The organism is Agromyces sp. Soil535 (assembly GCF_001428255.1).
Lineage (GTDB): Bacteria > Actinomycetota > Actinomycetes > Actinomycetales > Microbacteriaceae > Agromyces.
In genome coordinates, this window is the sequence record NZ_LMRW01000002.1 from 154,993 (window position 1) to 172,376 (window position 17,384).

The window sequence follows — 17,384 nt, forward strand, 5'->3', positions numbered from 1 at the left end:
CCGATAGGATGCGACCATGGGCAATCGTGAAGCACTCCTCACCGCCGCCCGAGCGTGTCTCCTCGAGCGCGGCTACGCGAAGACCTCCGCCAGAGACATCGCCTCTGCCGCCGGCGTGAGCCTGGCGGCGATCGGCTATCACTTCGGCAGCAAAGAGAATCTGCTGGCACAAGCGGTCACGGAGGCAGTTGGCGATGAACTCGGGACCTGGATCGACGCAACGATCCGCCTCATCGCGCCAGGAACGTCAATGGGTGAGACGTACGCCCGCTTCTGCGGGATGCTCCCGCAGATATTCGCCGCGCAGAGGTCGGTACTTCTCGCGTCGGCAGAGAACGTGATCCGGACAGCCCGATCCCCAGACGCGAGCAACTTCGCCCCGCAAGCGATCGACCAGTCAATCAGCGCGATGGCGCAGATACTGCAAGACGTTCATAACGACCTCGATTCCGCGACAGCCCGAGCCCTCGCCAAGACCTACATGGTGGCCATCAATGGCGCCTTCCTGGTCTGGCTGGTATCCCCTGACGCCATGCTGACGGAACGTGAGGCCTCCCAGGCGTTATCGGTGCTGTAAGCGAACGCCAGCTTGACCGAGTCAACGGCGATCGCTCCCAAGCTGCGAGAACTCCCTCGGGCGTCCGGGGGCGTCAAGGACGCCGTGCCGCGCCCCTTTCGTCCATCACGACCTCTGCGCGGTGGCCGGCGTCTTCGATGCCGCCGGTACTGCTGCAGATGAACACCGAATGGCAGATGAACGAGGCGTGACGTCGACGACGGCGTGGCCAAGACGTAGCGTGGATGGAGGGAGGAAGCCACATGTCCGACGACGTTCGACGCAAGGTGTCGCAGTATCGACTCGAGCAGTTCGACCGAGCGCTCGAAGCCCGATCAGCCGGCGAGGGCGTGCCGGTCGAGGCGAACGACGCGTCCGCCGAGCCGGAGCCGGAGCCTGTGGCATCCGCAACCCCGACAGCCGCCGATCGGGCCGCCTACGTCGAGACGGCCATCCAGCAGGCGATCCGCCGCGGCGAGTTCGACAACCTGCCCGGCGCGGGCAAGCCGCTGCCCGGCTTGAACGGTCGTCACGATCCCGACTGGTGGATCCGCCGCAAGATCGAATCGGAGCAATTGACCGGGCTCGGCCCGCCGGCGCTGACCCTGCGCACCGAGGATGCAGCGCTCGACGACCGGCTCGACGGCATGCACCGCGAGCAGGACGTGCGGGCCGCAATCGACGACTTCAACCTTCGGGTGAAAGAGGCGCGTCGTCAGCTCCTCGGCGGCCCGCCGGTGGTGACGCAGCTCCGCGACCCCGATCACACGGTGCGAGCCTGGCACGAACGGCGTCTCGAACGAGCGCACCGTGCCACCGAGGAGCAGGAGCGACAGCGTGCTGAAGAGGCGGCCCCGGGTTGGCGCGAACGACGCCGTCGGCGCCGCACGTCTCGATCGCGAAGCTGACCGGCCCAACGCGCCGCCGACATGCCCGCCCCGGCCGTTTGACACTCATCGGGTTCGAGACCATCATCACCAAGCCCCGGCCCTCGGCGGCCTGACCGAAACTGTCATCAATCCGTGCAGCAGACCCCACTACGTAATGCCCGAGCTGGAGTGTTGAGCCGCTCACTCGCTGCATCGATGTCGTCCGCGATCTGAGGGCACCCAGGTGTTACCCCAAAGCATCCACCGAACGGGCGGTTTAGTCCGTGCCGTGCCGGTTGGCGTGGCTGCTCAGTCCGCGTCAGAGGTGCTGGGGCGATGGATGGGTCTGATGATGTTGGTGATCCGCACGGTGCTCAATCGCCTTTCGTGATCGTCCCTGACAACGACCTCGTGGGTGCAGAGCGTGCGCCCGAGTGTGAGGGCCGTGGCGGTCGCCGTGACAAGACCCTCGGTGCCGAAGCGGTGGTGGCTTGCCGAGAGCTCAATGCCGTAGGCGGCGTAGCCCGCACCGGCGTGCGCATTTGCGGCCATCGATCCGAGTGTTTCCGCGAGGCGCAGTGCGCGCCGCCGTGCAGCACACCGATCGGTTGGCGATTGCCGGCGACAGGCATTGTTGCGACGACCTTCTCGGAACTCAATTCGAGTACCTGGATGCCGAGCTTTGCTGCGAGTTCACCGGCGGTTCGTTTGTCGCGCCTCATCCAGCACCGGCCGCTTCATGGCCCACGGCCACGCCGTTTCGATCGCGGCTGCCGCCAACAGCACCTGCGCGTCCCTGCCGTGGCCCGCTGCGATCTGCACACCGACCGGGAGGCCTTCCGAATCCCATCCGGCGGGGACGGTGATCGCTGATACCCTGCGTGCGAGATGGCTTCGGTGAGTCGCTGGTTGTCGATCTCCGGGCGCGCTGAGCTGGACACCCCGATGTCGCCGGGATATCCGTGCTCGGCGGGGTGCGGGAACGTGGTCGTCGGGGTCGTCGGGCAGATCAGCAGGTCGTGCTGGGCGAAGATCCGAGCAAATGCCGTGTGGATGCGAGTCCGCTCGACGGTCAGAGTCCGCGCGAACTCGAGCGCGGACATCCGGGTGCATCAGTGGGGCCCCTCCGAAGAGGGGACCCACTGATGCCGACTCACGACACTGGCATCACTCCTTGGCCACCTTGTCGGTCGTCTCGCTCCGGAGCGTCACAGCGGGGAGGCTTCCGAAGGAGCCCGTGACCTCGACGTAGATCCGGCGATTCTTGTCGTCCTCGGTGAGCACGTACGTGTCCGACGGACCGGACTGGATCGGAGTCGGGGCGCCGATCCGGAACCAGTTGTACGTGAGCTCGGCGTCGGCCGGCGACCAGTCACCGGTCGCGGTCAATGTGCCGCCGAGCGCGAGGGTGCCCTCGATGACCGGGGTGTCGGCCTTGATCGACACGGCGGAGGTGAACGAGTAGTCACCGCCCTCGGTCACCTCGTAGACGTCGTAGCGGTCCTCACGGCCCTTGAGGGTCGCGCCCTCTGAACCGACGCTGGCGCTGGCCTCCGAAGCCAGCGGCACCCAAACCTCGCCGCTCGTGCCCTCGGGGACGCCGACTTCGAGCTCGATCACGTCCTCGTCGTCCTGCGACCACTTGACGTCGATGTCGCCGTTCGGGGTGGGTACACGGCCCTCGCTCCAATCGAGATCCGAGAGGTGCGGCTTGACCGTCCAGGTCTCGAACCCGGGCTCGACCGGCTTGACGCCGAGCAGGTAGGCCGACATGTTCCAGGTCGGACCGCTCGCCCAGCTGTGCGCGAGGCTCTTGTTCGCGTCGGTCAGGTCGCCGTTCTGCTGATGGTTCTCCCAGAACGCCCCCGTGTAGAACGGATCGCTCGGGTTCGCCATCCTCGCCCAGAGGTTCTTGGTCAGTGCGAGGGCGTCGTCCGTGTTTCCCGCCTCGTATCGGGCTGCGAGCTCGAATCCGGAGATGTGGGTGCTGATCAGCGTCGAGTTGTTCGCGTCGGCCGAGAACGGCTGCGGTCCCTGCTCACCCCAGAGGTTGTTCTTGAGGTATTCGAGGATGCCGTCGACCTTCTCCTCGGGAGCGACGCCCCACAGCACCGCCATCGAGTTCGCGTCCTGCGGCACGGCGTTGCCCGAGTGGTTGTTCGTGTCGACGTTCGACATCTTGTAGATGCCTCGTTCAGCATCGAACAGGGTCGAGTTGATCGAGGCGTTCACTTGCGTGGCGCGTGACTCCCAGTCGGCCTTGTCGGCTGCCCAGGCGGCCGCGTCGGGGTTCGACGAGTCGTTCTCGATCATGTGGCCCGCGAGCCAGGCGGCCTCGGTGAGGGCACGGTAGTACAGCACGTTCGTCGCCGTGACGGTTCCTGCGCGTCCACCGTCGTAGAAGTCTCAGTCACGGCCGTCGCTGCCAGAGGTCGTGACGATGAGGCCATCCGCATTGGTGAGCCCCAGGTTGTAGTTCATCTGGGCCTTCAGCCTGCCGTACTGCGAGCTCGCGAAGTCGAGATCCCCGGTGTAGCGGTAGTTGTCGACGAGTCCGACCGGGAAGTAGATCGAGTAGGCCGTCGAGTAGAACTGGGCCACCGCGGGAACCGAAGTCCAGTTCGCCGACTCCCCCGGCACCGACCCGTTCGCCGCCTGGCGCGATCCGAGGACCCCGATCGAGTTCCGGATGTAGTCCGATCCGTTTTCCCCATACCCGAAGGCGGTGTACGTCGTCCGTCCTGCGTTGAACAGGTCGCCGGCCCAGATCCGGCGGTCGCGCTTGGCGCCGTCGAGGATGACCGGGAAGGTGCTGTTGTTCTGCGCCCCCGTCGGCACCATGTTGGTGTCGACCGTGTACGCGCCCGTGTACCAGATGTCGTTCAGGACCTCATCGCTGGAGAGGAACCAGCCCGCGTAGTCCTCCGGTCCACGGTTCGGGAACTTCGAGACCACGCCCACTTCGGAGATGGAAACCGTGCCGGGCGTCGTCAGGGTCACCGCGTGGAATCGGATGCCGCCCTGCAGCGCGTTTGCCTGCGTGGTGTAGGTCGCCGCGCCGGAGACCTGCGTGACACGGTTGCGCGGCGAGCCGACTCCGGTACCGAGGTAACCGGCATTGTCGCCGACGACGTTGCCCGGCGAGCTGGTCACTGGGCTGTCCGTGGTGTGCGCCTTCGTGAGCGGGCTGACCGTCACGCCCGTGCGCGGATTCCGAAGCGTGGTGCCCGCATCGAACGCCGCGGTGACGGCCGGGGTGAACGAGAGGCCGGAACCGTTGAAGACGACCGGCGTGGTCGCGGGATGGTTCGCGGCCAGCGCGGTCACGTCGAGACCGGTACCTGCCGCGCCAGCCGTACCGACGCTCGTGACCGTGACACTCTCGCCACCGACCGTGAGGACGTCCCCGACCTGCCGGCCCGCGGTGGACGCGACCTTGATATTGGTCGAACCAGCCGCCGCATCGGCCGCCAACGTCGTCTGGCTCGAAGTCCTTCCGACCGCCGTGATGGTCACGGACTGCTGGGCGGCACCCGTGCCGATCAGCAGTTCGGCGCCGACCGGGAAGTTGTTCGTCGTCGTCACCTCGACGTTCGTCGCCCCCGCAGCGATCGGAGCGAACGACGTTGTCGTGACGGCGGGCAGGCCGATGGCGACGATCGTCGCTGTCTCCTGCTCGTCACCACTTCCGATCAAGAGCGATTGCCCGACGGTCATCTGCGTGGTGTTGGTCACGTAGACCGTCTCCGCGCCTGCTGCAGCCGGCTTCACGAGCTGCGATGCGTTCATGCGGATGACGTACTTCAGGCTCTCGCTGTAGGCAGTCCGGACGCCGACATCGCCGGACGACGAGTCGATGGTGAAGTACGGCAGGCCGCCGACGACAGGTCCGTAGTCGAGGATGACGTACGGAGCCAATCCGGCCCCATCCCAGGTAAGAGTGGCGGATCCGCTCCCCCCTGCGGTGAGCGCCTCTGCGTTCGTCACGTTCCCGAACGTTCCGGCTACTACTTCGGGCTGGAGGCTCGTCTCTCCGGTACCGAGGACTTCGTCCTGCCATGCGGGCTGCTCGTCGGCGACCGCCGGGAGGGTCGCGATGGTCGTGAATGCCATCGCGGCGGCGACCGTCGCGACGACGCCGGTTCGCGCGAAGCGCCCGAACCGATGAGGTGGCAATCCAACTGTCGGCGGTGAGGCCATGGTGTTCGAGCGCATTCTCTCTCCTTTGAGACGGACATGAACACGGGTGAATCGATTCAACCCGTTCATCCGTACTGTAGAGGAATTGCAACGATTTACCAACCCTTCACCGGCAATATGTGGGCGTTAAGGTCCAGAGGTTGCAACGTGACAAGGACCAGCGAGACAAGTCAGCCTCCGGCCTGGCATTTCGGGAAGGATATGTGTGTGGGCAAAGTCACAGTGAAGGACGTCGCTGCGGCGGCGGAGGTCTCGGCCTCATCGGTGTCGAACTACTTCAACCAGCCTGCGCGACTCTCGGAAGCGACTCGGGAGCGGATCCGAGCGGCCGTCGCCGAGCTCGAGTTCGTACCGAACGATGCCGCGCGCCGCTTGCGTGCGGGGATCAATCCTGTCATCGGCTACGTCGCCTTCGAGCTCACGAGCGCGTTCACGCCGGCGATCGCGAACACCATCGAACGCGAAGTCGCGCAACGGGGCCTGCACCTGCTCATGGCGAACGACAACGAGTCACCCGCGCGCGAGCTCAGCTACATCGACCTGTTCGAGATGCAGCGCGTGAGCGGACTCATCGTCGCTCCGTTCGGCGACGTCGAGACCGAGCTCCTCGACCTCAAGCGACGGGGCACCCCGAGCGTGCTCAGCGGTCGCCTCGCGACGAGCCCGTACCTGGCTTCGTCGTCAGCCGATAGCGTCCTCGGCGGGTACCTGGCGGTGAAGCACCTGTTGGAGATCGGCCGTCGCAGGGTCGCCTTCGTGACGACCTCCCCCGAGCTCAGACAGATGAGCGATCGCCTCCAGGGCGCGCTCAAGGCGATCGAGGAACACGGTGGAGCGACATTCGAGGTCATCCAGGTCCCGGAACGGAGCGTTCGCGCCGGGATCCGGGTCGCGATGAGCATCGCCGAGCGAACCGCGTCCACGCGACCCGACGCGGTCTTCTGTGCCAACGACCTCCTCGGGATCGGTGTGATTCAGCACCTCGCCGCGAGCTCCGACATCAGGATTCCGGCCGACATCGCCGTGATCGGGTACGACGACAACGAGTTTGCCGCGTCAACGGCAGTGCCGCTCTCATCCGTTCGTGTCTCAGCCGAATCCCTCGGCGTGGCCGCGGTGGAACTGCTGTTCGAGGAGATGGACCTGGTCGCCGGAGCGCGGCCGGGTGAACTCCCCGAGGTGCCCAGCCGGCACCTCCTCTTCGAACCCGAACTCGTACCGCGGGCATCGAGCGTCGGCGCGTGAGGTTCGCGGTGCACCCCACTTCACGTACCCGCCCTCACAACCGGTGGACGCACGCTCGGTGTGCTCCCCCGCATTGCAGCATGCCGCGATCCGCGCCACTCTGCACGCTGAGACAGGCAGCGTGCACCGGCAGCCAAGGGACGGTGCGGCTCGGCTGGGGATGCTGAAGGGGCCGCAGGGATGACGCGGCCGCTCGTTCGCGCGGAGACGCCGACAGGCGCGGTGCGCACCGAGGAGACCCGTCATGACCGACGACGCCACCCTGCTCGAGACCGGCCTCGCAGTGCGCCATGCTGTCACCGCAGCGTTGCGGCGATCTCCCCAGCTCTCCGCGCCAATGCGACCGCCCGATGATCCGCACCGCCGGGAAACTGCATCGGCACCGGGATGTAGCCGAATGCGATGCCCGACCCCGGGTCCGCGAAGGCGAGCGCGCCGCCGGCTCCGTCATGCCCGAACGCCTGGGCGCTTCCGTAGGGCATTCTCGGCTGCGGCAGCATGAAGACCATTCCGAAGCTGTTGGCGACGTCGAGGACGCGGTCGATGCCCCACGAATGCTGCTGGGACATCGCGCGAAATGCGGGCCGCCGGGCGACGGCGTTCTGTGAATCCGGCAGGGCGTCCGCGTAGAGCGAAGCGAGCCCGCATGCGGAACCGACGCCGCCGATCGCGGCGGGTCCGGCTCGTCGAACCTTCGCGTTGTTCGTGCTCAGCCCGTCTGGGCCCAGCTCGTCGGGCACGTCGACGTTGGAGAAGACCAGCTCGGCCAGCGCGTCCCTCGGCGGCCGAGCCTCGATCTCCCGGCGCTGCTCCTCATTCGGGCGCATGTCCTGGATCGGGACGTAGCGCGCGTCGAGGGCCTCCGGCAGGCCCAGGTAGAAGTCGGCGTCGCGAGGCGAACGGATCTCTCGCTCGAACACGTCCTGCAGCGAGGTCGTGGTCACGCGCCGGACCAACTCCTCCATCAGGATGCCGATGGTTAGGGCGTGGTACCCGAATGCCGATCCGGGCCTCCAGAACGGTCGTTGAGCCGCCAGCCGCTCGGCGCCCCCGGCGGACTCGAGCACCTCCTCCAGCCGGAATCGCCCGTCGATCGCCGGCACACCAGCCTGGTGCGACAACGCCTGGCGAACGGAGATCTCGCGTTTGCCTTCGGCTCCGAACTCCGGCCAGTAGTGCGCCACCGGGAGGTCCGGGTCGAGCAGGCTTGCGTCGACGAGCCTTGCGATCACCAATGCGGCGGCGCCCTTGCTCACGGAGTAGACGCCCGTGAGCGAGTCCGCCCCCACAGCTCCGCCGACGAGATCCACGACGCGCTCGTCGCCCAGGTGGATGCACAGCTGCGCCGAGTAGTCGGGATCATGTCGGAGGAAGCCGTCGAACATCTCCCTGAGGGGCTCGAATCCGGCGACGGCGTGCCCCTGGGCCGGGATGCCGAGGGTAGCGCTCATCGCGCCGCCGCCATTCCCACCGCCGACACGAAGGCCGAGCGCAGTTCGCCGATCCGACCACTGCGGGCCACTCGCGCGAAGGCGTGCGCACTCGGTTTCGGCGTTCGGCGAAACCCGTCGATCCGGTCGACGGCGATGAGGCCGAATTTGGGACCGTATCCTTCGGACCATTCGAAGTTGTCGAACGCGGACCAGTGGATGTAGCCCCTGACGTCGACCCCGTCGGCGATCGCGCGCGCGACCGCCGACAGATGGGATTCGAGGTACTCGATGCGCTCATCGTCGTCCTCGGTCGCGATGCCGTTCTCCGTGACGTACAGGGGGAGGCCGGTGCCGGCGGCTCTACGCAGCATCTCGTAGAGGCCTTCAGGATGCACGGCCCATCCCATCTGCGTGGTTCGGACACCCCTGGGCGGCGCGGCGAACAGGGTGGGAAGGGCCGGATCGACCCAGTTCTTGCGGTAGTACTGGACTCCGAGCCAGTCCCCGCCGTCGGGTGCGCGGAGCCCGTCCAGGTAGAGATCGACGATCTCACGGCGCATCGCCTCGCAGAACGCCCACGTCACCGCGTCGTCGCGCGCGGGGGCGAGCACGGGAAGCTGGACCACGAGTCCCGGCGATGCGTCGCTGTGCTGCCGGGTGGCATGGACGGCGACGTGATGTGCGTCGAGCAGCACGCGACCGACGCGTCGCCAGAGCGTCGGATTCGTGACGCCGGGCGGGTGGTACCCCTCGAGGTAGCCGTGGAGCGCGACCATCTGCGGTTCGTTGATCGTGCAGACGAAGTCGGTGAGATCGCCGAGTGCGTCGAGCACCGTCCGCGCGTAGCGCTCGAAGCGTTCGAGGGCATCCGGCGCCGTCCAACCACCGGACGCGGCGAACCAGTGCGGCAAGGTGAAGTGCTGGAGCGTGACGAAGGAGGTCATGCCCTGTCGTCGCAACTCGGTCAGCACGTCGCGATAGTGACCGAGCGCTGCGGCGCTGAACTCACCCGGCGCGGGCTCGATGCGAGCCCACTCCACGGACAGCCGATGCGCCGTGTGCCCCAACTCGGCAAGGAGCGCGAAGTCCTCGGCGTATCGGTGCCAGTGGTCGATGCCGTCGCCGGACGATTCGCGGGCCGCGGAGAGCGGCGCGTGCTCGAAGTGCCACCAGTCGCTGTTCGTGTTGCAGCCCTCGACCTGGTGGGCGGCAGTCGCTGCCCCCCAGAGGAAGCCTTCCGGGAAATTGCGGGCGCTCATCGGGAGGACTCCGTCTCGAACGGGACCTCGAAGGCGTGGGTGCCGTGGCCGACTTCCTCGCCGTCGACGCCGGGGAGATCCACGATGGCGGTCGCGCCCGGAGGGACCTCGATCTCCACGCGCAGCGTGTCGTCGCCCAGTTCCCATCGGATGCCCGCGACACCGAACGGGGTGGTGTGACGCGCGGCCGCTCTTGTCAGTGAGCCACCGGGTCGTGGTGCGAAGCGGATGCGGCGCCACGCCGGGGCGTCGGCGGCGATGCCGGCCACCACGCGGTGCAGCCAGTCAGCGACCGCTCCAAGCGCATAGTGGTTGAACGACGTCATCTCGCCGGGATAGACGGTTCCGTCCGGAAGCAGGCTGTCCCACCGTTCCCAGACGGTGGTCGCGCCGCTCACCACGGAGTAGAGCCACGACGGCGCCTCGGTGCATTCGAGCAGGCGGTACGCCTCCGCGAGGTGGCCGGTCTCGCTGAGCGCGTCCGACACGACCGGGGTACCGGCGAAGCCGGTCGAGATCCGCCCGCGGGCCTGCCCGACGAGCTCGGCGAGTCGGCGGGTTCCGGCCCGCTCGGCGTCCTCGCTCGGCCAGAGGTCGAACGTCGTCGTGAGGGCGTACGCGGTCTGCGTGTCGCCGGCGAGGCGGCCGTCCGCTCCCATGTACCGCTCCGCGAAGGCCTGCCGCACCTCTTCTGCCAGCCGGGCGTATCGGCCGGCGTCGTCGCGCTCACCGAGCTCCGCGGCTACGGCCGACAGCACGGTCGCGGAGTGCGCGAAGTATGCCGTCGCGACGAGTGCGGGGTCGGTCATGGCCTTCATCGGGTCATCAGCCGGCGCGTTCGGGTCGAGCCAGTCCCCGAGCTGCACGGTGCCCTCGCAGATCCTCGACGGGCCGGCCGCCCGTTCGACGTGTTCGAGCCAGGCGGCGGCGCTGGCGTACTGCCGCCGCAGCAATGCTCGGTCGCCCGACTGTTCGAACAGCACGGCCGGCGTAAGCACGGCGACGTCGCCCCAGACGGCCGTGGGGTCCTTCGCGAACCCGGTCCACGGCGGCAGCGGCAGGTACGGAACGAATGGAGGGACCCAGTCGTGCTCAGCTTGCTCGGCCGAGAGGTCCTGGAGCCACCCGGCGAGCAGCCCGGTGACGTCGTAGAGGAATGTCGCACTCGGTGCGAACACCTGGATGTCGCCGGTCCAGCCGAGGCGTTCATCTCGTTGCGGGCAGTCGGTCGGCAGGTCGACGAAGTTCGACCGCAGGCTCCAGACCACGTTCTCGTGCAGGCGGTTGATCAGTTCCGACGAGGTGTCGAACCACCCCGTCCTGACCATGTCGGTGTGGATGACTCGAGACACGACGTCGTCTTCACCGAGCTCACCGGGCCATCCCGACAGCTCGGCGTAGCGATAGCCATGGATCGTGAACCGCGGTTCCCATTCGACGGCGCCGCCCGGAAGCACCAACTCATCGGTGGCCCGCGCGGTGCGAAGCGTCTCGGTGTGAAGCTCGCCGTGCTGCAGGACCTCGGCGTGCCGGATCCGGACGACATGACCCGCCGGACCCTCCGCCTTGAGGCGCAGCCGTCCGGAGTGGTTCTGTCCGAAGTCCAGCAGCCAACGTCCGCTTTCCCGACGCTCGATGTGAATTGGCCGCAATTCGTCGACGACCCGCACCGCAGGTCCGGTCGGTGCGACGAGGATCGACGGGTCGAGCGGATGCACCGAGACCGGGCTCCAGTCGCCGGCCGCGCCGGGCATCGACCACGTCGCGTCGTCCAGTCGTGCGTCGAAGCGCTCCCCGTCGTACAGTCCGCTCGAGATGATGGGCCCGATCGCAGCACGCCATTCTCCGTCGGATGCGACCACCACGCGCCGTCCGTCCTGCAGCGTGATCTCGAGCTGGACCAACCCCGCGATGTCGGCGCCGTACACGTCGGTCTGACCGCCCGCGTAACCGATCCGGCCGCGCCACCATCCGTCCCCGAGCCACGCACCCACCGCATTGACGCCGTGGTGAATGAGGTCCGTCACGTCGAAGGTCGCATACCGGAGCCGATGCCGATAGCTCGTCCAGCCGGGCGTGAGTTCCTCGTCGCCGACACGAGCGCCGTTGATCTCCAATTCGATGAGGCCGTGGGCCGAGACGTAGGCGCGCGCATGGCGCACGGCACCGTCGATGGTGAACTCGTGGCGGAGACGCGGGGGACGCCGCAGGTCGGCGTCGGGCTCGACCCATCCTGGTCCGACGAACGATGCTTCCCAGTCGCTCGGCTCGAGCAGGCCGGTCTCCGCCGTCACGGCCTCACTCCAGTCGCTCCAGCGTTCGCCGTCCGTCACCTGGACTCGAACGGCGACGGCCTCGCGGGAGCCGAGGGGTTCAGCCTGCCAATCGACGAGGACCTGCGGAGCCCCGTCCACTTCATGGACGGACTCGGTGGACACACCGTCGGGCCGAGTCCGCTCCACGGCGATTCGGGCGCCACGCTGCTCGTACTCGGGCGCCGCTTCGGCGACCATCCAGGAGATGCGCGGCGCGCGCTCGCCGATTCCGAGCCTCCCGGGACGGTGGTGCTCGAGCGTGACTGATGAGACCTGCAGGGCCACGGTGCTCCTTCGACGACAACGGCGATGTCCAAGCAAGAATGCCAGTCATTGACTGGTTTTGCAAGCAGGCAGGTACCCAAGGCTGCAGTCGAGGGTCGGAGAAGGCTGGTCAGTGCACGCGACGCAGGGCGGACCAGAGCTGCTCGAGGCGTTCCCCCATGTCGTGCCCCTCGGGCTCAAGAAGCCACTGCACCTGCAGGCCGTCCGCGGCGGCGATGAGCAACGCCGCGATGGCATCCGGATCGAGATCGGCAGCGAGCTCGCCGGCATCCTGCTTCTGCCGGACGTCATTCGCGAGGTCGGTACGCAGTTTCCGGTAGCGCTCCTCGAAGAAGCCGCGGGCCGGGCTCTCCGCATCGGTCGCCTCGGCTGACATCGAGACGTAGAGCCTCACCAGTCCAGGCTCCTCGGCGTTGTGCCGCACGATCGACACCAGCCCGCCAGCGGTGACCGGGTCGCCCCGATTCACGTCGTAGACCTGCTCGTTGCGGACGTCGCGACGGCGAAGCACCTCGGTGAAGAGCTCCTCCTTCGTCGTGAAGTAGTGCAGGAGGCCGGCCTGACTGAGCCCGGTCAGACGCGCGACCTCGCGAACCGAGGTGCGGTCGTACCCGTTGCGGGAGAAGAGCTCGAGCGCGGCGTCGAGGATCTCCTCGCGCTTCGCGAGACCCTTCGCGTACTGCCGCCGCTCTGCCATAGATGCATGCTACCGGTTGCGCGGTTCGGAAATATAGGTCAATGACTGGTTTTTGCGTTACTGTGGCCGAAAGGCCAACGGAGGAGGCATACGCGTGCCAGATCCAACGACGGAGCAGCTCCGATCCCTCATCTCGAGACTGACCCTCGACGAGAAGGTCAGCCTGCTCACCGGTCGCGACTCGTGGACCATGCAGGCGATGCCGAGCATCGGACTCCGCAGCATCGTCATGTCGGACGGACCCGCCGGCGTGCGGGGCCCGCGATGGGATGAGCGATCGCCATCGTGCAACTTCCCCTCCCCGACGGCGGTTGCGGCCTCGTGGGATCGCAACCGCGTCCGGAGCGTCGGGCGGGGGCTCGGCAGCGAGGCCAGACGGAAGCAGGTCGATGTCGTGCTGGCGCCCACCATCAACATCCAGCGCTCCCCGTACGGCGGCCGCCACTTCGAGGCGTTCAGCGAGGATCCGCTCCTGACCTCCGAGCTGGCGACGGAATACGTCTCCGGAATCCAGGAGCATGGCGTCGCCGCGACGGTCAAGCATTACGTGGCCAACGACTCGGAGACCGATCGCTTCATCGTCGACGTCCGCGTCGACGAGCGAGCACTCAGGGAGGTCTACCTCCTCGCGTTCGAGTCGCCGATCGTGAACGGCGGTTCGTGGCTCGTGATGAGCGCGTACAACTCCATCAACGGTGCCACCGCCTCCGAGAATCCGCTGCTCACGACGCCGCTCTCCGACGAGTGGGGGTTCGACGGCGCGGTCGTGAGCGACTGGACCGCCGTGCGTTCCCTCGATTCCGCACGCCACCCCCAGGACATCGTGATGCCCGGCCCGGGCGGCCCGTGGGGCGAGCGGCTCGTCGTAGCGGTTCGTTCCGGGGAGATCTCCGTGGATCTCATCGATCGCAAGGTCCTGCGAATCCTGCGCCTCGCTGCACGAGTCGGTGCGCTGGCCGGATTCGAGGCTGATCGCACCGCTGAACCCTCCACTGAACGTGAGGTCCGCGGCATCGCTAGAGCCGCCGCAGCTGATGGCATGGTGCTCATGCGGAACGACGGCATCCTCCCACTCGGAACGCCGACCCGGGTCGCGGTGATCGGTGAGGGTGCGGCAGTCGCCCGCACGCAGGGCGGCGGCAGCGCGACGGTCGTTCCTGCCTCCGTGGTCTCACCACTCGAGGGGATCCGCGCGCGCTGGCCGCAGGCGACCGTGGAGTGGTCGCGCGGATCGGTCGTCCAGAGCGGGCTGGCAGAGCTGGCGCCGGGCTCCTACCGGACGCCGGATGGCGAACCCGGCCTGCTGGTGCGATACCTCGACGAGGACGGATCCGAAATGGGTCGCGACGTGCGCGAAGCCAGCTCGCTTGTGTGGTTCGATGGGGCATCGATCGCCACCGCGGCGGCGGTCGTGGAATTCGCATTCGAGTACGACGTACGCGACATCAGCGGCACGCTGTCGCTCGGGGTCGGCGGTCTCTCGGACTTCGAAGTCGTCGCGAACGGCGAGACCGTCGCTCGAGGTGAGCTGCGAACGGCACCGGGCGACGACCGGGCAACCGCAGTCCTGAGCCCACCGTTCACGGATGTCGCGGTGCCGGTGACCGGCGCGACCGTCGACCTGGTGGTGCGCTTCCGTCCGGTTCCAGGCGGGATCCCGGATTCACTCGCCCTCAAGGTCGGCCTCCCCCCGGTCACGACCGACGCCGGCACGTTGATCGATGACGCGGTGCGGGTCGCGACGGAAGCCGACGTGGCGATCATCGTGGTCGGCACGTCGAGCGAGGTGGAGTCCGAAGGATTCGATCGTTCCTCGTTGAGCCTCCCGGGAGCTCAGGATGAACTCGTCCGAGCGGTCGCCGCGGCGAATCCGCGGACGATCGTCGTCGTCAACTCCGGAGCACCGGTCACACTCCCCTGGCGCGATGAGGTCGCCGCCGTGATCGCCTCCTGGTTCCCGGGCCAGGAGTTCGGGGACGCGCTCGCCGATGTGCTCAGTGGCGACGTCGAGCCGGGTGGGCGCCTTCCCGTCACCTGGCCGGGCCACGAGCACGAGATCCCAGTGACCGACGTGACGCCGAGGAACGGCCGGCTCGAGTACCGCGAGGGAATCCACGTCGGATACCGTGCCTGGCTCCGCTCCGGCATCCCGCCGGCATATCCGTTCGGTCATGGACTCGGCTACACGGAATGGGTCCTCTCGGAGCTCGAGGTGGAAGACAGGTATCCCGAGCGGCGCATGGTGTCGGCCGTGATCGACAATGTCGGGACACGCGCCGGGAAAGCGGTCGTGCAGTTCTACCTGTCACGAGCGGACGCATCCGAGGTGGATCGTCCGACGCGGTGGCTGGCCTGGTTCGATGCCGTGCACCTGCAGGCCGGTGACTCGACTCGGGTCGACGTCGAGCTTCCCTGGCGCCGGTTCGCCCACTGGGAAGACGGCGGGTGGCACGTCGAGCCGGGCGAGTATCGCGTGATGGTCGGCTTCTCGGCGACCGACCTCGTCCTGAGCACGACCGTCACGGTGCCTGCAGCTCCGCCCGCGACCGCGGTGCTCGAAGCCGCCACTGCGTCCTCAGGAGCCTGACGACTCCCTCGCCGTCGCCGGCGGGACAGACGGAAGCGACCCGGCCCCATTGAGACGGGTCGCTTCCGTGCGACTGCGATCAGGTCATCCCTTGACGGCGCCGGCGGTCAACCCCGCGACGATCTGCCGGTTGAAGAAGATGTACATCACGAGCGGCGGGATGGTGATCAGCAGGATGTCCATGAAGAGCAGGTTCCACTCGGTGCTGAACTGCCCCTGGAAGTTGTACAGCGTGAGCTGCACCGTCGCGTTCTCATCGCCGGGGAGGAAGTAGAGCGGGTTGGTGAAGTCGTTGAACACGACCACCACCTGCACGACCACCACGGTGACGATGACGCTCCGCAGCAACGGGAAGACGACCTGGAAGAACAGCCTGATCGGTCCCGCACCGTCGAGCAACGCCGCCTCGTCGAGCTCCCGAGGGATGGTCGAGACGAACGCGCGGAACAGCAGCACGCAGAACGACAGCCCGAACGCGACCTCGATGAGGGTGAGTCCAGGTAACGTCTTGAACAGGCCGAGACCCTGCATGACCCACACGGTGGGCACCACCGCGGGAGGGATGATCAGCCCACTGAGCACGATGAAGTTGATGAGTCCATTCCATCGCGAGATCCGACGCTGGAGCACCCACCCGACCATCGCGGCGAGCGTGACCATGATCGCCACCGACGCGACCGTCAGGACGAAGCTGTTCACGAAGGCGGTGATCAGGATGTAGTCGCGGGCCTGCACCACCGCCAGGAAGTTCTCGACGAATGCGAACTGCTCCGGCCACGAGAAGTCGAGCAGGGCGGCATCCTGTCTGGTCTTGCCGGCCGTCAGCAGGATGAACGCGAACGGCACGAGGAAGACGACGACGGAGACAGCGATGGCGAGGACGCCCCCGCCGATCCGGGCGATGCGCGAACGCTTCACAGTTCGACCTCTCGTCGATTGAGCCAGATGAACAACGGCAGGATGATGGCCGTGACGACCAGGAAGAGGATGACGTTCCCCGCCGTCGAGAGACCGTAGAATCCGGCCTGGTACTGCTTGTAGATGACGGACGCGATGACGTCGCTCGTGAATCCGGGTCCGCCGCGCGTCATCGCCCAGATGAGATCGAAGGATCGGAGCCCGCCGATGAGCGAGAGGATGATGACCGTGTTGGTCGCCGGTCGGACGAGCGGCACCGTGATCGACCAGAAGTTGCGCCATCCGCCGGCCCCATCGACCTTCGCGGCCTCATAGTATTCCCGCGGGATCGCGACGATGCCCGCCATGAAGATCAGCGTCGCCAGGCCGACACCCTTCCAGATGTCGACCAACGCCACCGAGATGAGTGCGAGGGAGGGGTCCGTGAGCCAGCCCGGACCCTCGATGCCGAAGACCGCAAGTGTCTGATTGATGAGCCCGTCGAACGGGTCCATCAGGACCTTGAACGTGAAGCCGACGCCGATCGTCGACACCAGTACGGGGAAGAACACGACCGCGCGGAGGTATCCGCGTCCCACGATCTCCGATGTCAGGAGCACTGCGAGAGCCAGGCCGATGACGACCTTGGCGCCGGACGTGATCGCCGCATAGACGAAGGTGTTCGTGAACCCCTGGACGAGCATCGGCTCCTGGAAGAACTGGATGAAGTTCTGGAACCCGATGAACTCGACGTCGAACAGCGTCCAACGCGTGAGGCTGAAGTAGAACGAGGCCACCGTGGGGACAAGGAACAGGATGGTGTAGATGATGGCAGCCGGTAGGTAGAACCAGCCTGGGTATGGGCGATTCGCCCTGATCCGCCCCGACAGCCGCGGCCTGGCCGGCTCGGGTTCGATCGGCGGCGGCGGCGGGATGGTGGGCGCAGAGGTGACGGAGGTCATGGTCATTGTCGTCCTCACTGACGGGTCTGCGGGGTGGGTGAGCACCCACCCCGCAGACGGTTCGCCAAGACCGTTTCCG

Annotated in this window: 12 protein-coding genes and 1 pseudogene; 4 read left to right on the plus strand and 9 right to left on the minus strand. The window is 67.1% G+C overall.

The features are described 5' to 3' along the window. Window positions 1–16 precede the first annotated feature (16 nt). Both ASG80_RS24700 and ASG80_RS04135 read left to right on the plus strand, forming a co-directional pair. The gene (locus tag ASG80_RS24700; RefSeq protein WP_056728797.1) at window positions 17–577 is read left to right on the plus strand and encodes a TetR/AcrR family transcriptional regulator; all 561 of its coding nucleotides are present in this window, start codon (window positions 17–19) and stop codon (window positions 575–577) included. A gap of 242 nt (window positions 578–819) precedes the next feature. Then, a complete protein-coding gene (locus ASG80_RS04135; RefSeq protein WP_082589739.1) occupies window positions 820–1,464 on the plus strand; it encodes a DUF1992 domain-containing protein in 645 nt (214 codons plus the stop codon). 270 nt (window positions 1,465–1,734) lie between these two features. Here the strand turns inward: ASG80_RS04135 and ASG80_RS04140 are convergent. The 3 genes and pseudogenes from ASG80_RS04140 to ASG80_RS04150 form a co-directional block, all read right to left on the minus strand. After that, window positions 1,735–2,147, minus strand: a pseudogene (locus ASG80_RS04140) (PaaI family thioesterase). A gap of 445 nt (window positions 2,148–2,592) precedes the next feature. Further along, the gene (locus ASG80_RS04145; protein WP_056728799.1) at window positions 2,593–3,786 is read right to left on the minus strand and encodes an alpha-L-rhamnosidase C-terminal domain-containing protein; all 1,194 of its coding nucleotides are present in this window, start codon (window positions 3,784–3,786) and stop codon (window positions 2,593–2,595) included. Window positions 3,787–3,831: 45 nt separating this feature from the next. Beyond that, the gene (locus tag ASG80_RS04150) at window positions 3,832–5,640 is read right to left on the minus strand and encodes a hypothetical protein (protein ID WP_056728801.1); all 1,809 of its coding nucleotides are present in this window, start codon (window positions 5,638–5,640) and stop codon (window positions 3,832–3,834) included. 192 nt (window positions 5,641–5,832) lie between these two features. Between ASG80_RS04150 and ASG80_RS04155 the strand changes: the two genes are divergently transcribed. Then, window positions 5,833–6,870 (plus strand): LacI family DNA-binding transcriptional regulator, encoded by a 1,038-nt coding sequence (locus ASG80_RS04155; RefSeq protein ID WP_200952487.1) that lies wholly within the window; start codon window positions 5,833–5,835, stop codon window positions 6,868–6,870. A 296-nt stretch (window positions 6,871–7,166) separates the two neighbouring features. Here the strand turns inward: ASG80_RS04155 and ASG80_RS04160 are convergent, their stop codons facing one another. The 4 genes from ASG80_RS04160 to ASG80_RS04175 all read right to left on the minus strand — a co-directional run bounded on the left by ASG80_RS04160 (window position 7,167) and on the right by ASG80_RS04175 (window position 12,859). Then, the gene (locus ASG80_RS04160; RefSeq protein ID WP_056728803.1) at window positions 7,167–8,321 is read right to left on the minus strand and encodes a serine hydrolase domain-containing protein; all 1,155 of its coding nucleotides are present in this window, start codon (window positions 8,319–8,321) and stop codon (window positions 7,167–7,169) included. After that, the gene (locus ASG80_RS04165) at window positions 8,318–9,562 is read right to left on the minus strand and encodes a glycoside hydrolase family 1 protein (protein WP_056728805.1); all 1,245 of its coding nucleotides are present in this window, start codon (window positions 9,560–9,562) and stop codon (window positions 8,318–8,320) included. The genes ASG80_RS04160 and ASG80_RS04165 overlap by 4 nt, the downstream gene beginning before the upstream one ends. After that, the gene (locus ASG80_RS04170; protein ID WP_056728807.1) at window positions 9,559–12,162 is read right to left on the minus strand and encodes an alpha-L-rhamnosidase; all 2,604 of its coding nucleotides are present in this window, start codon (window positions 12,160–12,162) and stop codon (window positions 9,559–9,561) included. Before ASG80_RS04170 ends, ASG80_RS04165 begins: the two co-directional genes overlap by 4 nt. Before the next feature lie 109 nt (window positions 12,163–12,271). Then, window positions 12,272–12,859: a TetR/AcrR family transcriptional regulator gene (locus ASG80_RS04175; protein WP_056728809.1), complete on the minus strand. Its 588-nt coding sequence runs from the start codon at window positions 12,857–12,859 to the stop codon at window positions 12,272–12,274. Window positions 12,860–12,953: 94 nt separating this feature from the next. Between ASG80_RS04175 and ASG80_RS04180 the strand changes: the two genes are divergently transcribed. Beyond that, entirely contained in the window at window positions 12,954–15,446 is a 2,493-nt protein-coding gene (locus ASG80_RS04180; protein WP_056728811.1) for a glycoside hydrolase family 3 protein, read from the plus strand. Window positions 15,447–15,530: 84 nt separating this feature from the next. Here the strand turns inward: ASG80_RS04180 and ASG80_RS04185 are convergent, their stop codons facing one another. Then, a complete protein-coding gene (locus ASG80_RS04185) occupies window positions 15,531–16,364 on the minus strand; it encodes a carbohydrate ABC transporter permease (protein ID WP_056728814.1) in 834 nt (277 codons plus the stop codon). Then, the gene (locus ASG80_RS04190; protein WP_082589754.1) at window positions 16,361–17,305 is read right to left on the minus strand and encodes a carbohydrate ABC transporter permease; all 945 of its coding nucleotides are present in this window, start codon (window positions 17,303–17,305) and stop codon (window positions 16,361–16,363) included. Before ASG80_RS04190 ends, ASG80_RS04185 begins: the two co-directional genes overlap by 4 nt. Between the last annotated feature and the right edge of the window lie 79 nt (window positions 17,306–17,384).